This window comes from Dyella flagellata (assembly GCF_030160275.1).
Lineage (GTDB): Bacteria > Pseudomonadota > Gammaproteobacteria > Xanthomonadales > Rhodanobacteraceae > Dyella_B > Dyella_B flagellata.
Genome location: NZ_BSOA01000012.1, coordinates 107,101 through 125,904, shown reverse-complemented (window position 1 = coordinate 125,904; position 18,804 = coordinate 107,101). Strand labels below are relative to the sequence as shown.

At 60.8% G+C, this 18,804-nt stretch carries 17 protein-coding genes; 11 read left to right on the top strand and 6 right to left on the bottom strand.

The window, feature by feature from the left end; genetic code table 11:
• Positions 1-10: 10 nt before the first annotated feature.
• The 4 genes from QQJ96_RS06960 (at position 11) to QQJ96_RS06945 (ending at position 3,854) form a co-directional block, all read left to right on the top strand.
• Positions 11-619, top strand: a complete 609-nt coding sequence (locus QQJ96_RS06960) for a class I SAM-dependent methyltransferase (RefSeq protein WP_284331248.1) — start codon at positions 11-13, stop codon at positions 617-619.
• A gap of 10 nt (positions 620-629) precedes the next feature.
• A complete protein-coding gene (locus QQJ96_RS06955; RefSeq protein WP_284331247.1) occupies positions 630-1,460 on the top strand; it encodes a hypothetical protein in 831 nt (276 codons plus the stop codon).
• 20 nt (positions 1,461-1,480) lie between these two features.
• Positions 1,481-2,545 carry an eCIS core domain-containing protein gene (locus QQJ96_RS06950; RefSeq protein WP_284331246.1) on the top strand — a complete coding sequence of 355 codons (1,065 nt, stop codon included), beginning with the start codon at positions 1,481-1,483 and terminating at the stop codon, positions 2,543-2,545.
• Between the two features lie 82 nt (positions 2,546-2,627).
• Positions 2,628-3,854 (top strand): eCIS core domain-containing protein, encoded by a 1,227-nt coding sequence (locus QQJ96_RS06945; RefSeq protein ID WP_284331245.1) that lies wholly within the window; start codon positions 2,628-2,630, stop codon positions 3,852-3,854.
• 93 nt (positions 3,855-3,947) lie between these two features.
• On the opposite strand, the gene QQJ96_RS06940 is transcribed toward QQJ96_RS06945, so the two are convergent.
• Positions 3,948-4,664 carry a CerR family C-terminal domain-containing protein gene (locus QQJ96_RS06940; protein ID WP_284331244.1) on the bottom strand — a complete coding sequence of 239 codons (717 nt, stop codon included), beginning with the start codon at positions 4,662-4,664 and terminating at the stop codon, positions 3,948-3,950.
• Between the two features lie 97 nt (positions 4,665-4,761).
• Here QQJ96_RS06940 and QQJ96_RS06935 point away from each other — a divergent pair, with 97 nt between their 5' ends.
• The 4 genes from QQJ96_RS06935 (at position 4,762) to QQJ96_RS06920 (ending at position 10,574) form a co-directional block, all read left to right on the top strand.
• Positions 4,762-5,892 carry an HlyD family secretion protein gene (locus tag QQJ96_RS06935; protein ID WP_284331243.1) on the top strand — a complete coding sequence of 377 codons (1,131 nt, stop codon included), beginning with the start codon at positions 4,762-4,764 and terminating at the stop codon, positions 5,890-5,892.
• Positions 5,885-7,465, top strand: coding sequence for an MDR family MFS transporter (locus QQJ96_RS06930; protein ID WP_284331242.1), 1,581 nt, complete (start codon positions 5,885-5,887; stop codon positions 7,463-7,465). Before QQJ96_RS06935 ends, QQJ96_RS06930 begins: the two co-directional genes overlap by 8 nt.
• A gap of 11 nt (positions 7,466-7,476) precedes the next feature.
• Positions 7,477-8,979, top strand: a complete 1,503-nt coding sequence (locus QQJ96_RS06925; protein ID WP_284331241.1) for an efflux transporter outer membrane subunit — start codon at positions 7,477-7,479, stop codon at positions 8,977-8,979.
• A 128-nt stretch (positions 8,980-9,107) separates the two neighbouring features.
• Positions 9,108-10,574, top strand: coding sequence for an FAD-dependent monooxygenase (locus tag QQJ96_RS06920; RefSeq protein WP_284331240.1), 1,467 nt, complete (start codon positions 9,108-9,110; stop codon positions 10,572-10,574).
• A 41-nt stretch (positions 10,575-10,615) separates the two neighbouring features.
• Here QQJ96_RS06920 and QQJ96_RS06915 read toward each other — a convergent pair whose 3' ends face one another.
• A complete protein-coding gene (locus QQJ96_RS06915) occupies positions 10,616-11,191 on the bottom strand; it encodes a cysteine hydrolase family protein (protein WP_284331239.1) in 576 nt (191 codons plus the stop codon).
• Between the two features lie 139 nt (positions 11,192-11,330).
• Between QQJ96_RS06915 and QQJ96_RS06910 the strand changes: the two genes are divergently transcribed.
• Positions 11,331-12,407 (top strand): sterol desaturase family protein, encoded by a 1,077-nt coding sequence (locus QQJ96_RS06910; protein WP_284331238.1) that lies wholly within the window; start codon positions 11,331-11,333, stop codon positions 12,405-12,407.
• 136 nt (positions 12,408-12,543) lie between these two features.
• Entirely contained in the window at positions 12,544-14,277 is a 1,734-nt protein-coding gene (locus QQJ96_RS06905; RefSeq protein ID WP_284331237.1) for a hypothetical protein, read from the top strand.
• Positions 14,278-14,346: 69 nt separating this feature from the next.
• Here the strand turns inward: QQJ96_RS06905 and QQJ96_RS06900 are convergent, their stop codons facing one another.
• Entirely contained in the window at positions 14,347-15,177 is an 831-nt protein-coding gene (locus QQJ96_RS06900) for a CPBP family glutamic-type intramembrane protease (protein WP_284331236.1), read from the bottom strand.
• Positions 15,178-15,412: 235 nt separating this feature from the next.
• Between QQJ96_RS06900 and QQJ96_RS06895 the strand changes: the two genes are divergently transcribed.
• Positions 15,413-16,036, top strand: coding sequence for an OmpA family protein (locus QQJ96_RS06895; protein WP_284331235.1), 624 nt, complete (start codon positions 15,413-15,415; stop codon positions 16,034-16,036).
• Positions 16,037-16,139: 103 nt separating this feature from the next.
• Here QQJ96_RS06895 and QQJ96_RS06890 read toward each other — a convergent pair whose 3' ends face one another.
• From QQJ96_RS06890 to QQJ96_RS06880, 3 genes are all read right to left on the bottom strand, one after another.
• Positions 16,140-17,234, bottom strand: coding sequence for an MvdC/MvdD family ATP grasp protein (locus QQJ96_RS06890; RefSeq protein ID WP_284331234.1), 1,095 nt, complete (start codon positions 17,232-17,234; stop codon positions 16,140-16,142).
• 102 nt (positions 17,235-17,336) lie between these two features.
• Positions 17,337-17,489 (bottom strand): hypothetical protein, encoded by a 153-nt coding sequence (locus tag QQJ96_RS06885; protein WP_284331233.1) that lies wholly within the window; start codon positions 17,487-17,489, stop codon positions 17,337-17,339.
• Between the two features lie 559 nt (positions 17,490-18,048).
• Positions 18,049-18,462 (bottom strand): CBS domain-containing protein, encoded by a 414-nt coding sequence (locus tag QQJ96_RS06880; RefSeq protein ID WP_284331232.1) that lies wholly within the window; start codon positions 18,460-18,462, stop codon positions 18,049-18,051.
• Between the last annotated feature and the right edge of the window lie 342 nt (positions 18,463-18,804).

Here is an 18,804-nt window from a genome sequence, read left to right as displayed (position 1 = left end):
GACTGCAGACATGATGGACTTATTTGAAAAGGCTGCCGTTCTGCAATACCACCGCCGCCGTATCGGTGACCCCGAGCGCTGCGCGTTGGGTTGGCGCTCACCCGACAGCCAGCGCTTGCGGTTCGAGGTAATGTGCCGCGTCGGTGACATGAGCGGCTGCAAGGTGCTGGATCTCGGCTGCGGCTATGGCGATCTGAAAGCGTTCCTGGATACTCAATTCACAGAACTCGCCTACCTCGGGGTCGATCATATGCCCGAGTTCATCGAAGAAGCTTGCCGGCGCTACGGACACTTGCCCCGCACTGGATTCGTGCAGGCGGACATACTCAACGCGGTGCTCCCGGAAGTGGACTACGTACTCGCATCGGGTGCCTTGAGCTATCGCAGCAGCAACGCGCTTTATCCGTACAACCTGATTCGCCAGATGTGGGAGGCGGCAACACGCGGCCTTGCCTTCAATCTGCTTGACGCCAATGTGTTCGAAGCTACCCCTGTGCTGTGCGGCCAGGACCCTGGGGAGATCCTGGCCTTTTGCCGAACGCTCGATCCGGCGGCGGAACTCGTGACCGGATACGTGGCGGATGATTTCACCATCCTGATGCGCCGTCGAACAGCCTGAGGAGAATCCTATGGCGATGACCAGGCAAGCCATGCCGGTTGGCCCGGAGACGTTCAATGCGGTGCCGGCGTCACGTGCCGGCGTGCGTGCCGTATCGCCGCTGCAGCGACGGGTGGATGGCAGCTCCCGGCAAGCGGCGCAGCAGCTACAGGTGAAGCAGCTGCAAAAATCCGCGGCACCGATTCAATGCCTGACCTATGAGAAGACGGTGCAAAAGCCGGCCGATTTCGATGTGCATGCCTGGCCGGGCAGTCTGAGTGCCGGGGGCAAAGACGCCAATAGCGAGATTGCAAGCAAGGTCAATGAGACTTTGGAAGCCTTGGGCTGGAGGTGGCGTTGCATGAGCGCCCACATGATCCCCAAAAGGCTCGGAGGTTTGGGCAACAACAGCAATGTCAGGCCGTGGAGCCAGAGGTTCGAAAGTGGCGAGTGGGAAGAAAAGATGGAGCAGGGCTTCAACCAGGAAATGCAAGATGCCGAGGTGGGCGACGAGGTTACTTATAAAGTCCAGACCCAGGATATGAGCGATGGAACCGCGAACAAATACGTTGCGTCGCTGAGCGGCGACAAGGCCGCCCACAAGGAACGCATCAAAAAGATACCGGTGTCCGTCAAGGGGGAAGTCAACGGCGAAGAGAAAATCAACTCGGCCGGATGCTTTCCTGGACCCAGCAAACTGGGGTTGGTCGGTGGTGCGGGTGCCATCCTCGGAGCTGCTGCGGGCATTGGCCTTGGCAGTTTGACACTAGGCCCCATTGCGGCGGGTGCGGCTGTAGGAGCGGCGGGTGCGCTGGTGGGAAGTGCCGCGTGGAAAGGGCTCGGCTGGTTAGCCGGCTACTAAGCCATCGAGAAGGTGTCGCCATGAAGCAAAGCATTCCCGCCGACCAGCATGCGGCAAATGTCGAGCCGGCATCAGCCAGCGCCGGTGGCGGCGCCTCGCATCCGATGCAGCGAAAGATTGATGAGAGTCCAAGGCAGGCCGCCCAGCGCGATCGCATTACGCAGTTGCGTGATGTGTCCAAGCCGGAAAGATCGAACGGCCTGCCCTCGCAGCTGCGCACGGGCATCGAGGCTTTGTCGGGGATGGATATGGGCAACGTCGTCGTGCATCGCAATTCCTCCAAGCCGGCGCAACTGAATGCCTTGGCGTACGCGCAGGGGAACGAAATTCACCTTGGCGCGGGACAGGACAAGCACCTCCCACACGAGGCCTGGCACGTCGTGCAGCAGCGGCAGGGTCGGGTGAAAGCCACCACGCAGATGCAGTCGGTTCCCGTCAATGACGATCGGTCGCTGGAGCGAGAGGCGGACGTGATGGGAGCTTCAGCCTCTGCGTGGGCAGGGTCTCCGGCACAAATGCGGGCATCGGCTTCTCAGCCGGATGAGCCGGCGCAGTCGATGCCCGGAGTGCTGATGATGAAAAAGGATGCAGCGCTGGCCGAATTGACAGCTAAGGAAGACGGATGGACCGCCACCAAGGTGATCAAGCCCAAGAATGGCAAGAAGGGCATATTCCGCTTTCCGATGGACGGGGACAACATCGATACCTTCATAGGTAAGAACAATGTTCCCAGTACCGTTGATGTACCTTCCGAGCATTCGGATGCGGAAAATCCTGGGAAGCTGCACGTCAGCGTAGCTGACCATGACCTGAGCAAGACCTATGGCGACAAAGTCGATGGACTGAGCGACAACCAGATTGTCAACGGAGCCAGGGGTTCTCACTTCAGTCATGGCGACAAGGCACATGGCAATCCGACACGCACAAACAGCCTGACCTGGCATCACAAGGGGACAAAAGGCCATATGGAGCTTATCGACATGAACGTGCATGGCGCGTTCTGGCACTATGGCGGCATCGCGAACTGGGAGCCCAGCAAGCATGGCACGTCGGCCGACGATGATGATGCGGGAGGAACGTCGTGAGCGCCGACCATGCTTTGCCGTCTTCCAGGGAAGCCGGCGTGGTGCATCAAGCGGGTTTGACTCGGATGACAAGGGGTAGCCAATGACCAAGCTAGCGACACCGGTGCGGCAGAAGATGGCGATTTCAGCACCCGTATCATGCGCGGGTGCGCGTGCAGTTTCACCGTTGCAACGGCAGGTGGATGCAAGCTCACGCCAAGCTGCGCAACAGCAGCGGCTGGCGCAGTTGCGCGCGGCGCCCTCATTGGAACACAAGCGAAATGGCTTGCCGCCACAACTGCGGGGAGGGATTGAGACTTTGTCGGGCATGGATATGGGCGATGTCGTTGTGCATCGAAATTCCACCAAGCCGGCGCAGTTGAATGCGTTGGCCTATGCCCAGGGCAATGATATTCACTTGGGCTCCGGGCAGGAGCAACACCTGCCGCATGAAGCGTGGCATGTGGTTCAACAGCGCAAGGGGCTAGTGAAAGCAACGGCCCAACTCGCTGGCGTTGCGGTCAACGACAACCCCGGCTTGGAGCGTGAGGCCGACGTGATGGGGGCGCGGGCCTTGAGTCTGCCTGCGCAGCTGCGGGAGGCAGGCAGATCGCCCTCGGAAGCAAATGGGAATGATGTGACGGTAAGTGCCAATGCCGACAAGCCCATGCAGATGATGCTTCCGTACGATGGTCTGGCTGAAACCAAGGGCTATTACAAGGCGCAGAATCGCGCTAAGGCCCATGACTATGGAGGCGGGCGGCCCGTTGATTTCAGCACCAATTTCAAAATGAGCATGGTCAAGAATGAATGGGGTGGTTCATACAATAAAGCCATGGATCTTTGGCACGTGACGACATCGGGTAAATCGCAGGTTGTGCTTCCGACAAATGCAATCCAAATCGATCACAAAACGCCATGGGCTGAAATTGAGCAAAGGCTGCTCGTGGATCCAAGCGAACAGGGCGGGATTAGCACGTCGAAATTGAAAGACCTGGAAGATGCCGGCTATATCAATGAAGATCAGGATGCATACACGGTCTACGCGGCGCGCATGTACTATCACGACGTACCCAATTTGCAGCCCATGGCCGGATCCGAGAACGCGTCCAAGGGTGCAGGAGTGGAAGAAGGGGTCAGTGCACTGGCAGTTGCATGGAAGAACCGCGCCTCACGGAGCACGGGTACACATAACGAGATGGTGCAATCGGCATTTCAGGCATTGCGGGATTGGAGCACTGACAATGAAGCCATTACGGAAATGCTCCAGGAATTCGACAAAGTGGATGAAGCCACGGCCGAAGCTGAAGATTTCTTCAAGGGTTATTGAGATGACCCGAGCGGGAAGGCGATCCCGGCTTTGCAACGGCTGCCCTGCGCTGGGATTTTCATCCCAGCCTACGTGGTCCGGCCATGGGTTCCCTTAAGCCACCCCTTTACGCTTCCCGGCGTTCTGCCAGCTCATCAGCAGCGTACGTGTCTGCTCTTGCACGGCATCCTTGATCAAGGCGCTTTTGCCGGCATCGATTTCCTTCCAGCCGAGCAGCTCCAGGCTGGCGCCGGGCGGGTAGTAGAACGCCAGCACCAAACCCTTCAAGGTGAGTAGCCGGATACGGGTGATGGCATCGTTGGGTCCTGTGCCCATGATGCGCGCCAGCAACTCCGACAGCAGCTTGTTGATCGGCCGCTTCATCGTCTTCTGCAGCATGTCCGAGACCAGGTGCGGGGTTTCGCCCGCCAGCTCGCGGCCCAGCAGACGCCCTTTGACCAGATGTGTCGGGGTCAGCACGCTATCGAGTGTCACCAACTGCATGCCGAGGTACGCCTCGATCAGGGTGTCGGCATCGGCGTGGTTCTTCAGCGCGTCGCTGACCTGGCGCATGGAGGGCGCGAAGCGTCCCCGGAGGTCCTCGGTGATGTATTCCGCGCAAGCCTTGTACAGGCCTTCCTTGTTCTCGAAGTAGTACTGCAGCGCCGGCGCGTTTACTCCCGCAGCCGCCGCGATGTCGCGGGTGGACGCATCCTTGAAGCCGTGCTCGCCGAACAGCTGGATGGCGGCGTCGATGATGCGCTGGCGGGTTTCGTCGCCCCGGGCATAGCCACCGGCAGTGGTGCGGCGAAGGCGCTTGGCTTGGGTCATGCGGATACTCCGTCTTTTGGACGCCAGGATAACATTTGACAAAATTATAGCGATCGGAATAAATTTTCCACTTGGAATAATTTCAAGGTCATAGGGCATGCCTGCTTCCCCCACCAGCGCATTGGGCGATGCGCCGAACACTGCTGCGCCAAAGCGCCGGAAGTTGCCGCGGTTTCTGCTGCCGGTCGGTATCGTGCTGGCGATCGCGGCTGTCGCGGTGCTGGGCTATTGGTGGCTGGTCGGTCGCTTCATCCAGAGTACGGACGACGCGTACCTGCAGGCCGATAGCGTCACCGTGGCGCCCAAGGTCAGCGGCTATGTCACCGACGTCTACGTCGGCGACAACGCCACGGTAAAGGTGGGCGATCCGCTAGTGCGGCTGGACGGACGCCAGTATCAGGCTGCGCTCGACCAAGCCAAGGCCACGGTCGACGCGCGCCGGGCGGATATCGAGCGTGCCCGGGCCGCGATCCAGCAACAACAGGCGGCGATCGAGCAGGCGAAGGCGCAGCTGCAGGTCGCGCAAGTCGGCGCGAAGCATGCGCAAGATGAGGTGCGTCGTTACGCTCCCCTGGCAAAATCCGGCGCGGAAAGCGGCGACCAGCTGTCGGTGCTGGTCAGCAATCGGGACCAGGCGCAGGCCACGTTGGCCGCCGACCAAGCTGCGCTCGACCAGGCGAGGGCGCACGTCGCTGATCTGCAGGCGCAGATTACGCAAGCGCAAGCGCAGTTGGAGGCCGCGCAGGCATCCGCAAGCCAGGCTCAGCTGGATCTGCAAGATACCTTGATACGCAGTTCGCTGGCCGGTCGCGTCGGCGACCGCACGGTGCGCGTGGGGCAGTATGCGCAGCCGGGCACGCGCCTGATGACGGTGGTGCCGGTGCAGAGCATCTACCTCACCGCCAATTTCAAGGAAACCCAGATCGGCCGCATGCGCGCCGGCCAACCGGTTCAGCTGCATGTGGACGCGCTGCCCGATGCGGATCTGCATGGTGTGGTCGACAGCTTCGCGCCGGGTACCGGCTCGCAGTTCGCCCTGCTGCCACCGGAAAACGCCACCGGCAACTTCACCAAGATCGTGCAGCGCGTGCCGGTGCGTATTCGTATCGACGCGGATGAGTCCACGCGCAAGCGGCTGATGCCCGGCCTCTCGGTAACGGTGGACGTGGACACGCGTGCGGAAGCTGGCAATTCACGGCCAGCCCTGGTGAGCAGCCAGCATGGCTGAAACGTCCGCCCGCCCGGTGCCGCATCCGGAGCATGCCAGCGTCGCGGACTGGATCGCCGTGGCGGCGGGCTCGCTCGGCGCCTTGATGGCGACGCTGGATATCTCGATCACCAACTCCGCCTTGCCGCAAATCCAGGGTGAGATCGGCGCGACCGGCACCGAAGGCACCTGGATCTCGACCGGCTACCTGATGTCGGAAATCGTGATCATTCCGCTCGCGGCCTGGCTCACGCGCGTGTTCGGCCTGCGCAACTTCCTGCTTGGCTGCGCGGTGTTGTTCATCCTGTTTTCGATGATGTGCGGGCTTTCGCACACCTTGATCGTGATGATCGCCGGCCGCATCGGGCAAGGACTTACCGGCGGCGCGATGATTCCAACCGCGCAGACCATCATTCGCACCCGCCTGCCGCTATCGCAGTTGCCGATCGGCATGACGGTGTTCGGCCTGATCGTGCTGCTGGGCCCACTGATGGGTCCGGTGCTCGGTGGCTGGTTGACCGAAAACATCAGCTGGAGCTGGTGCTTCTTCATCAACCTGCCGGTTTGCATCGGCCTGATCAGCTTGTTGCTGGCCGGTCTGCCATCGGCGCCACTGCACCTGGAGGCGCTAAGACAGGCTGACTGGCTTGGCATTGCCGGACTGTCGATAGGCCTGAGTTCGCTGACGGTGGTGCTGGAGGAAGGGCAGCGCGAGCGCTGGTTCGAATCGGACGTGATCGTCTGGCTAAGCATCGTCTCGGCAATCGGCATGATCATGATCGCGATCTCGCAATTCACCGCTAAACGGCCGGTGATGCGCCTGAGCCTGCTCGGCAATTCGCATTATGCGAGCGTCATCTTCATCGTGGTGGTGGTCGGCGCGGCCTTGTACGGCGTCATCTACCTGATACCGCAGTTCCTCGGCCTGATCTCAGGCTACAACGCCGAGCAATCCGGCTGGGTGATGCTGGTGTCCGGCGTACCGGCTTTCCTGATGATGCCGATCCTGCCGCGCCTGCTTGGCAAGGTGGACTTTCGCATCCTGGTGATCAGCGGCCTGGTGTGCTTCTGCGGCAGCTGCATGCTGGACATCCATCTGACCGCGCAGAGCGTCGGCCACGATTTCTTCTGGTCGCAGCTGGTGCGCGGAGCGGGGCAGATGCTGGCGATGATGCCGCTGAACCAGGCGGCGATGGCGGCGGTGTCGCGCGAGGATTCGGGCGATGCGGCCGGCATTTACAACATGGCGCGCAATCTCGGCGGCTCGATCGGCCTGGCCATCATCGGTACCGTCATCGACCGGCGCAATACCTTTCACGTCGCCGCGATCCGCCAATCGCTGACCGCCAATTCGGTGCTGGGACAGGAGCGCATTGCCGCCAACGCAGCTGGCTGGTTCGCGCGCACCGGCGACATGGCTTATGCGCGGATGCGCGCACTGGGCCAGCTCGCACGGCAAATCCAACAGCAGGCCATGGTCATGACCTATTCGGAAGTGTTCTACCTGTTGGGCATCGCCTTGCTTTGCTGCGTGCCGCTGGCGTTGTTGCTCAGGACGCCGCGCCATCCCGCGCCGGTCAGCGAAGCCCATTGAGGATGCCTGTGATGTCGATGTCTCGTTTGCGCGGTGTGCGCATCTCCAACGTGGCGCTGTTTACGGCAGTGGCCGGGCTTTGCGGCTGTACGGTAGGGCCCGATTATCGCGGCGCGCCGGATGTGGCCCATGCCACCGTGCAGGCAAATGCGTTCGTGCGCGCGCCAGCAGTTGGCATGACGCCAGCTGAGCATGCGCCTAGCCGCTGGTGGGAGGCGCTGGGCGATCGGCAATTGAATGCGCTGATCGATACCGCACTGGAAAACAATCCGGACCTGCATGCGGCGCAAGCTCGCCTGCGCCAGTCGCGTGCCCAGTTGCAGCAGCAACGCGCGGCGGACATGCCCACCGTATCGGCTGACGCCGTTGCGTTGCGCACGCGTGAGCCCAATTTATCCGGCTTGCAAAGCTCGCAACAAGGCTCCGGCAACTCGCAAAACAATGGGCAGGGCGCAAGCACTTCGCACGGGCGTGGACCGTTGCAGCTATATAGCGCCGGCTTCGATGCCTCTTGGGAGATCGACCTGTTCGGTGGCACGCGTCGCGCCATCGAAGCGGCTTCGGCGCAAGCGGAGGCCGTCGATGCGGACCTGGCCGATACCCAGGTTTCGCTGGCTGCCGAGGTGGCCCAGGCCTATATCGATTTGCGCAGCCAGCAACAGCGCTTGTTGCGGGCCAATCAGTCGGCGCAGCTGGAGCAACACACCTTGGACCTGGTCAGACAGCAGCGCGAGCGTGGCGTGGTGCCGGATGCGGATGTCGAACGGCAGACCACGCAAGTGGAAAATACCAAGGCGACGCTGATTCCGCTGGATGAGCAGGTGACCGAATCGCTCGACCAGTTGGCTGTGCTGACCGGCCAGGCGCCCGGCGCGCTGGATCGCGAGCTTGCCGCACCGGCGCAGCTACCGGTGATGCCTGCGTCCGTGCCTGTCGACGATCCGGCTGCCGTCTTGAAGCGTCGCCCGGACATCCGCGCCGCCGAGCGCCGCCTTGCGGCCAGCAACGCGCAAATCGGCCAGCACGAAGCGGATCTGTTTCCCAAGCTGAAGCTGCTGGGGTTTATCGGTAGCAACGCCGGCGACCCCGGCCATTTGCTGCAAAAGAGCGCATTTACCTGGCTCGGCGCGCCTTACCTGCAATGGGATGTGCTGGATTTCGGGCGTACGCGCAGCGCCATTCGCCAGGCGGAAGCCGGTCGTGACGAGGCTGCTGCTCGCTACACACAAGCCGTACTTGCCGCCTTGCAGGATGCCAACAACGCACTTTCCCGTTATGGCCACCAGCGCGAGAACGTGACGCGCCTGCAACAGATCGAAGCATCGGCCGACCGTTCCGCCACTTTGATGCGCCAACGGTATGACGCAGGTGCTTCGTCGCTAATCGATTTGCTCGATACTCAGCGTGTGCAATTGAGCGCGCAGCAGAACCTGGTGCAGGGCCGGGCGGAACTGTTGAAGGATTTTGTGTCGCTGCAGAAGAGTCTTGGACTCGGCTGGGTGGCGTCGCCGTGAGCGCTTGCAGCGAAGGGGGACAAAAACACCCGCTTGCTGCCACTTCCAGATTATAGCGGGCTGGGGGGCTTGCCGTAAGGCCAGGGGGCTGGCGCAGCATCGCCGGCCGACAACCTGGGAGTATGGCGATGATCGAGCATGCCGTGGTGATTGCTGGAGGCGGCCCGACGGGGCTGATGTTGGCAGGTGAGCTGGCGCTGGCGCAGGCCGATGTCGCCATCGTCGAGCGGCGAGCCAACCAGGATCTAGCCGGTTCGCGTGCCAGTGGATTGCATGCGCGCACCATCGAGATCCTCGATCAACGCGGGATCGCCGATCGCTTCCTGTCACAGGGGCAACTGCATCGGGCTGTGCATTTCCACGTCCCGTTGGACATCAGCGATTTCCCCACCCGGCACAACTACTGCCTCGGGCTGTGGCAGAACCAGTTCGAGCGCATCCTGGCCGGCTGGGTCGACGAGCTGAAGGTGCCGATCTATCGAGAGCGCGAAGTAAGGGGCTTCACCCAGGGCGACAGTGGCGTCGACGTGGAACTGTCAGACGGCAGTGTGCTGCGTGCGAACTATCTCGTTGGTTGCGACGGTGGCCGCAGCCTGGTTCGAAAAGCCGCCGGTATCGAGTTCGCAGGATGGGATGCCACGGTGAGCTGGTTGATCGCCGAAGCCGAGCTGACCGAGGAGCCCGCCTGGGGTTTTCGCCATGATGCCATCGGGACCCATGCGATCGGCAAGATGGAAGAGCCTGGCAGGGCGCGGATCGTACTCGCCGAACGTGAGCTGGGGCGCGGCGGCGAACCGAACCTGCACGATGTCAGAGCGGCGCTGATCGCGGTCTATGGCAGCGACTACGGGATACACGGTGCGAGCTGGATCTCACGATTCACCGACATGACGCGTCAGGCGGTGGCCTACCGCGATAGACGAATCCTGTTGGCCGGCGACGCCGCGCACGTGCATTCGCCGATGGGCGGACAAGGCCTCAACCTCGGCGTGCAGGATGCAGTGAATCTGGGCTGGAAGCTGGCCAAGGTGATCAAGCGGACGGCACCGGAAAGCCTGCTGGATAGTTATCACGCGGAGCGCCATGCGGTTGCCGCCCGCGTTCTGCGCAGCACGATGGCGCAGGTCGCGCTACGTCGCCCGGACGATCGCAGCAAGGCACTGGGTGAATTTGTCGCCAAGTTGCTGGGCATGGACGAGCCGCGCCGGCGCCTGGCCGCGGAGATGTCCGGTCTGGACATTCGCTACGACCTTGGTGAGGGACATCCGCTGCTGGGGCGCCGCATGCCTGATCTGGACTTGATGACCACCGTTGGCCGGCAGCGCGTTTTCGAACTCCTGCACGATGCCAGGCCGGTGTTACTCAACTTCGCCGAACCCGGCGACTTCGAACATGCTCCATGGGCCGACCGGGTCCGCTTGATCGACGCCCAATATGCGGGGGCATGGGAGCTGCCGGTACTCGGCCAAGTGAGCGCGCCCGTCGCGGTGTTGATCCGGCCCGACGGCTATGTGGGCTGGGTGGGAGACTCGACGCAAAGAGGGCTCGCCGAGGCACTAGGCACTTGGTGTGGACCTGCCGCGCCCGTCCGCTGATTTCCATCGCAACACGAGCAGGCGGGAGCAGGCGATCGGCGTCATCCCAGGTTTTCCATCTCGTCGACGCTGATGATCCGGGCGATTGTCGACATCAGCTTCATCGAAGCCTGATGCTCGCTTTCGTCACCGGCTGCACAGGCCTCTTCGACGATGCAGACTTCGTAGTCCCGATCATGCGCATCACGTGCTGCGGCTTGCACCGCCCATGAGCTGCTCACGCCTGCGATGACGAGCCGCTGCACTCCATTGGCACGCAGGGCTGCTTCGAGCGGGGTGGCATAAAAAGCGCTGACGCGGGGCTTTACGATCACCAGGTGATCGCCGCTGATCTTCAGCCCGGGATGAAACTCGGTACCGTGCGCACCCAGCTTCAGGGCGCCTACCTGCGCGGCACGCCCGAACATGGGTGAGTGCTTGGGTTGCTCCAAATAGTTCGGCGAGAAACCTATCTTGACCAACACGCGCAGCCATCCCTTGCTTTGGGCGATGGCCAGGGCCCGGTTGGCCTTGCCGATGATGTCCCGCTGCGCTGCGTGCGCGGCCGAACGCGCAATCTTGCCGTCGGGGTGCATGATGTCGACGATGTAGTCGATACCTATGAATGCCGTGCTCATGTCTACTTCCGCATGTTGTGGTGGGAGGGGTGCCGGCGAGCCAATCGCCGCGCTGCTTTCGGTTTTGATTGAGAACCGCGCAGCCGTGAAGGGTCAAATGCTTGCACTTGCAGTGGCATTTGGATCGTGACAAATTGGCGTGGGGATAAATATTCCCGATGCCGCCAAGGCCATCCTAGAGACACCGCCGGGGAGAGCTGCCATCGATATCTGGGGTTGGATCCGTGATCAGTTGACGGACTTCTTCGGCCTGGCGCCGACGCTGGCGATGTTTGCTTCCGGCGACTACCACAAGCTGCTTACGGTAGATGGCTTCGGTAGCGTGGTCGCGCCTATCGTCCCGCTGCTGCTGGTATTCGAACTCGTGCGCGGCGTGGGCCTGCGTCGGACCAAACGCGAGGATTACCAGGTTCCACTGCTGGAGCTGATACTGAACCGTTTCATCGGCAGCTTTCTCGCCATTGCCATGGTGAGTTTCTGCATCGGCCTGTTCAACCGCTTTGCCCCGTTCCAGGCCGGACTCAGCTGGTACGGATTGCTGTATGGCTACGTCGTGTGGGAGCTAGCGCATTTCGTGTACCACTTTCTGGCCCACAAAGTGCGTCTGCTGTGGTGTTTGCATTCGACCCACCATGCGCCCGTGGCGATGAACCTGTCGGTGAACTATGCGCACATTTTTCTGGAGGGACCCTATGCCGATTTCGTGCGCACCAGCATTTGCATGCTGCTGGGAGTAAGCCCGCCGCTGCTGGTGCTGATCATGATCATCGACAGTTTCTGGGGGCAGCTCATTCACCTTGGCGAGAACGTACTGCCGGCGGGGAAGCTGGGTGTGTTCTATCGCGTGGTGCTGACGCCCTCGCACCATCGAGTTCATCATGCACGCAACGTGCTCTACATGGACACCAACTTCTGCAACCTGCTGCCGATCTGGGATCGCCTTTTCGGCACCTATATGGAGGTGCACGAAGACATCCGGATCGAATACGGCATCACCCGGCCCGTAAGACGTTACAGCGTGCTGGATGCCTACCTGGGTGAATTCTGGTTGCTCGGGCGAGACGTTTGGTGCGCACCCGGCCTGCGCAACAAGCTGCTATACCTGCTCATGCCGCCAGGCTGGAGCCACGACGGCAATCATCACACCGCCAAAGCCGCCAAGGCGGCACTACTGACGCAGCCGAGATCCGCAACGCAGGTAGAGGCGGGCATTTAGCCGCCACTCGGGGTGCCGTCGGCTGGCGTAGACTGCGTGCTCAACGCCGCCAGCTTGCTCCCGGAAGGAGGTTGCCTACGAGCGTTCGACAAGCACTAATCGTGGACCCATATGCTTCGGGCACGGGGAAGGTCGGATGAGGGCCGATCGTGCAAAGCATGCCTGCACACCTCGCCGGCTGCCGGCCGGGCGAGCCTTGGTGTGCATGGCATGGATGGCGTGCGCAGCGTGGCTGTCCGGTTGTGTATCGACGGGCGCGGGACGTTCTTCCCATCTTTCTACCGAGGCGCTGCTGGAGAAAGCACAGGGATGGCAAGCGGTGGCGATCCGGGGACAGTCGGAACGGATTCAAGCCGATGCGTGGCTGCAATGCGCGACGCTAGCGCACGATGCCATGGGTACCGACAAGGCGGCTACCGAAACGGCTGCCGGCTTGCTCGCGACGCAATGCAGCCGCGCCTTCTTCGATCTGGTCGCGCAGGGCGGCCCGATCGGTGTTGCAAAAGGGCAATCGTTACTTGGCGGTGTCGCCATCCGCGTCGAATTCCGCGGCATGCCGGACAGCCTCGGCAGCAGCGTCTACCTGGAACCAGCCGACCAGGTATCGATGGACCCATTGGGCGGCGTTCGCCACCACCGTGCAGGTTTTGGCGTGCCGCTGGTGGCGTTTGCGTTGCCATGCTCCGATCGCCCGATCTGCCGTCATTATCCGCCGGAAGGTGTTTTTCGGCCGACGACGATGTGGCTGGAAGGGCCATCCGGCACAGATGCGCACAAGGACCCACCCGTGCTGGTGTTGCAGAATCCCGAGCTGCAACCGGAACACGTGACGGGCGCCAACCACTACGCTCTTGCCGAGGATGTATCGGCACCGTTCGCGCAGCTGCTGGAACGAACGCGCCTGAAGCGGCTGGCCTGGTGGGGCATGATCGGCGGTGCAGAGGTGGGCAAGCGGGCCGGGCTGTTCCTGCTGGATGACTACGATCCGCACAAGACCCCCATCATCATGATTCACGGCGTGGCCGGAAGCCCTTTGATCTGGTCGCGACTGAGCAACGCGATCATGGGCGATCCCGAGCTGCATCGGCGCTACCAGATCTGGCACATCGTCTATCAGAGCAACGCACCGCTGCTGGTGGAGCGCTACCGTGTACAGCACTACATCGATGAGGCCTGGCGCGTCCTCGATCCGGACGGTCATGCGCCGGCACGGCAGGGCGTTGTGTTGATCGGGCACAGCATGGGCGGCGTGATTGCGCGCTTGCTATGCGCGCAAAGTACACCCGAGGTCTGGAGCGCGGCTTTCCTGCAGCCGATGGACAGCCTGCATGCCAATGCGAACGACCTGGCGACGCTGAAGAACGTTTTCCAGTTCCAGCCGTATCCCGGCGTCGACGAGATCATCTTCATGGCCGCGCCACAGCGTGGCAGCCCTGCGGCGGATGGTTTGCTGGGACGCCTGGTGGGTTTGCTGGCCTGGCGGCATATCGAAGAAATGGCAGGGCTTATGCGCATCGTCGCCGCGAACCCGAAAGCGATTCAACCGGCGATCCGCGCGATGATCCAGACCGGCCACATCACCAGCATCACCAGCTTGCAGCCCGACGAGCCGGTGTCGCTTGCGGATGAAAAGCTGATGCCTGCGGCCGGCGTACGCTACGACACGATTGCCGGTGTACTTCCTGGCGTAAAACCGCCCGGCGACGGCTACGTGCCTTTGAGCAGCGCGCTATTGCCAGGCTCCACCACGACCTTGGTCGTCCGCTCCGACCACAAGGTGCCGGACCGGCCGGGGGCGATTGCGGATGTGTTGAAAATCCTGCATGAGCATGGCGCTTCACACGCTATGGCGAGCAATGCAATGCCATAGAAGCGCGTAGGCTGGGATGACAATCCCAGCATCGGATGCTGCATGCAAAGCTGGGATTGCCATCCCAGCCTACGCGATCGTCGATGCGATCGAATTCGGCGGAACACGGCGATAGCAACGCGCGGTAAACGCGATCAGCAACGCGACGACGAGCACGATCAGCCCATAGCCGATGAATCCGCGCTCATCGTGCTTGGGCGAGCGATCTACCACCTCAAAGAGGTTGAAGGCCAAGTTGCTCGCGGTATGAAAGAGCAGCGCAATCAGGATGCTTTGGCGATTGCTGGCATAGCCCCAGACAATCACGATGCGTAGCGCTACGGTAAAGAGTACGAATACCCAAAAGGGCATGAACGACTGCGTCAGTCCGGGGACAAAAAACAACGGGATATGCCAGCAGCCCCAGATCACGCCCAGCACCGCCGCAGCCCGTAGCAGTCCCTGTCCCTGCCGCAGGCGATCGATCGCATAGGCCCAGCCGAATTCCTCGTTGACCGAACCGCCGAACAGAAGCAATTCCAGATACAGCAAGGGCAAATGGCCAAGCGATACCCCGACGGCGAATGGCGGGCCGCCATGACTAGCCAGCCATGCCATCGACAGGGCGGCGGCAACAGGCGTCAGCAGCACGGCGGCCAGAAAATAGATCGGGCCCATGCGGTAGCGCAGGCTGCGACCGGCAAATTCGCGCACCGCCGGCCAACCGCCATCGCGATAGACCGCTAGAAAGGCCGCGATGAAAGGCCCGAAGGAGCCGGCGAACAGGCATGCTAGCTGTGCGGCCTGCCCAAGCTGCAATACGCCGTGGTTGGCAAGCACCGGTAAAAGCCAGAAAACCCAGGTGATGCCGAAGGCGGCCCCAAAGTAAAACCACGCCGATGTGCGAAAAGACGATTGCATACATGTCCCCTCATGGCTTCGCAGTGCAGCTTGTTCCCGTCCGCCATCGAAACTCCACTGCCAAAAGGCATTCATGCCAAAAGGCACCCTTGAGCCTAGGGTGCGGTCGCGAATTGCTCAACTCGGCTGGATCATTTTCATGAATGAATGCGTATTTTCCCTAACCAAGTTCACGCCATGACAACACACGACACTGCAAAAAGACCATTGATGTGGTGACAACGAGGCTTTTTCCATGCGCTCTTATCAACGTTTTGCTTATGTGTCGCTGGCTGTACTGGCTGTAGGCCTTGGCGGATGCCAGGGCTATGTCAAGAAGGCCGATTTCGACGCAGCCATCGGCGAGTTGCGCGCCAACCAACAAAAGCAGCAGCAGGAAATCGACAGTCTTACGCAGCAGATGCAGCAACATTTTGCTCAATACGACGCGAAGATCGCCGAGCTGAATGGCCGCATTCGCGTCGATACGGTGTCCCACTTCGCCTTCAACGACGCCACGCTGCGCGATCAAGACAAACCCTTGCTGGACGATTTTGCCAAGATCATGTCCAAGAATTACCCACAAGCCGTCATCACCGTGGAAGGTTTCACCGATCCCGCGGGCGGTGCGGCGTTCAACCGACGGCTAGGGCGCAAGCGCGCGGACGCCGTGCGCGATTATCTGGTGAACAATGGCGGCATGTCCGCCGACCAGATTCGCACGGTGAGTTACGGCAAAGAGGCTGATCGCCAGGTACTGAAGGGCAAATCAGGTGATGCGGGGGAGCCCAATCGCCGCGTCAGCCTGGTGGTGGATTTTGCCGGTGCCCAAACGCAAGCGCCGGCCACTTCCCAATCGCCGGCGGCTCCGCAAGGATAAGGTCGATAGCGCTGATCATGGCAGGCCCTTAGGCAGGGCTTGCCTGCTGCGCGCAAGCATCGGCAGGCGAGGCTATGCTTGCCGCTTCGCGTCCCGAAAATCGTCAAGACACTTCCTTTGCAACTTGGTGGCCCATGTCGCGACGCACGCTGCCTAGCTCGCGGTACTCGTCGCTTTCAAGGTAATCCTTCAATTTGACGTCGGCGCCATCGTCGATGCCGTAATCCGTGCTGCCGGCGCTTAGCATGGCGGCCATGGCGCGCAGGATTCGCAGCTCGGGCATCAGTTCTTCCACAAACAGGAACTGGCCGGCCTGGTTGACCTCCAGAAAGTAGATCTCGCCCTGTTGGTCGACGACCAGGTCGATGCAACCGAAGACTATCCCTAAGCGTTGCATCAGATTGCGTAGCTTGGCTTCCAGCGGGGCGCCTATGTCGCAGGCTTCGATCCGCATGTCGTGGTCGTGGGAATGCGGGCGCCAGTCGAAGTAGGCACGGCCGGATGCGTTTCTCATCCGCACGGCAAACAGGCGGCAGCCGATGACGGTTACGCGGATATCGTAGGATTTTTCGATGTAGCGCTGGTAGATGCCGGGGCTCATCGCGATGGCTGGTTCGGGAAGGTCGCTGGCGGCATCGAGCATCACCGCGCTCATCTGATAGGTAATTCCCTTGCTGCTGTCGTCCCAGCTTTGCGGATAAAAGGTTTTGAAAACGACTTTCCCGCAACGCTCGATCAGCTTTGCGACATCGGGCGCATGATTGCCAATGATCGTGTCGGGTATGCGCAGCCCGGCTGCACGTGCCGCTTGCAGTTGCACAAGCTTGCTTTCGGCGTAGTCCGCCGCGCGGGGGCGGTTTACCCACAGGGTATTGAGCAGGTCGTCCGCGGCGTCGAATACCCCCTTTTGAAAATACTTCCACTGACCCTCGATGAAGCCGCGATCGGCCTCCAGGCAGGAGCCCGCTTCGGGCAGGCGCGGGCGACGATACCAAATGGAGCGGATTTGCGCGCTGTCTACGTCGTCGATCGAAACGTGATCTTCTGCGTCGTCGACATGAATGGAGAAGCGTGTTGCAACGTCGACGCGCAAGGACGGATTTAGCCTATAAGGCGTACCGTTGCGACGCAGCGCCCAGGCGACAGCGGAGGCGTGCGGATCGTAGTCCACGGAAAACAAGAGGACAGAGGCGTTCAAGGTTGCTCCTAAGCGTGTCGCATAAGACCGCCACGGTGCACCGTGGCGGCATGTCATGCAGCGAACCGCCAAGGCAGTTCGAGATAACTGGATGAACAAGGCTCAGGGGATATCCGGCCAATCGTTGAAGACGTGCCCGGAACGGACGCTGACGAAAGCCCCTTTCTTGATCATCGAATCCACGTCTTCGGTGGGCACTTCATTGGCCATCATGCGTGCAAAGGGACGTACGATCTCGACGTTCTCGTTATTCATAGGGAATAACCTCCAGTTTGCATTGATGACAAGCGGTCATCGCGCTTCTTGCTGTGCAAGAAACTGTTCGGTTGCAAGGGGCTTGCCAGGCAGGCTCAGAGTTGCCCGGGCGTAGTCGCTTTTGCGTGGTATTGGCTGACCGGCGAGCTGTTCCATGTTCGAGTGCTTGCAGTGATCCCTCACATGGAGAGCGGCTTGCGGCTCTCCGATTGATTTGGCCGGATGAAAAGCTTCCTAAGCATCTTTACGCTGATTATGTGATAGTTAGGTGAAAAGCATTTTCACACGATCATTAACGCATAGCGAAAGAAAAAACACGAACTTCTTGCGAGTCAAATGACCTGCAAATGCGGTTCGTGCGCGAGTGCATTTTGCGCTGACTATTTATATTTAGCTGGCGTGCGCTTGTAATCGGTCATGCATTTTTAGAAAAATCCATATAGTAGGCTACGATTTTTTATTTGGATGCTTCCGCGGAAACTTTCCTATGCTTCGTATTCCCGCTGGATCAGGAGTACGAATTAAGTCCAGAGTTTCCGCGGGTCATGGAAAGTCACGCCTAGTGGGGTCTTGCAACACCCTCCAACAAGGAGTTCCGTGCGTTGTCGTGGCCGTGACAGATATTGCTCAGAGATACGATACCGACGAGCCTTTTCTGCCGATCGACTACCGGCAACCGCCGGATCCCCAAGTCGGCCATATTGTCGGCGACGTGCACGACATCTTCGTCCTCGAAACAATATTTGATGCCCTCGCACATCACCTCGCGCACCGCCGTATCGACGGATTTGCCTTTTGCTACGCCCTTGATGGCAATGTCGCGGTCGGTGATGAGTCCGACGAGGCGATCATGATCACCCACCGGCAAGGCTCCAATATCGTGCGCGGCCATGGCCATGGCCGCGTCGCGAAGGCTCTGGTCCGGGCTGACGATTTTCACGTCCCTCGTCATGACGTCTTTAATGGTGGTCATACGACTAATCCTCAGTTGCGCAGGAAAAGCCCTATGGTGAGGTGATGGGAGTAAATCGGCGTCAAATTTTCTACGTGATGTCGTAATCAAACCATTTGCCATACGGCGTCGCGAACTACCGGCTACGCACGAGGAAAACCTTTTCCTTGCATGCGGGATACATAAGGTGTACATCTCGCGCCCAGGGTTGGTGAGCACCGGAGCACGCTCTCCGGAAGGGCGTTCGAAACAGATCCGTGCGTCCCGCGGCCTGTAAGGTACGGCGGTCGCGCTGCAGAACGATGGTTTGTAATCAGGGGCAGCAGTGGTTTGATCCGGTGTGGCGCCGGTCATGGTTCCGTG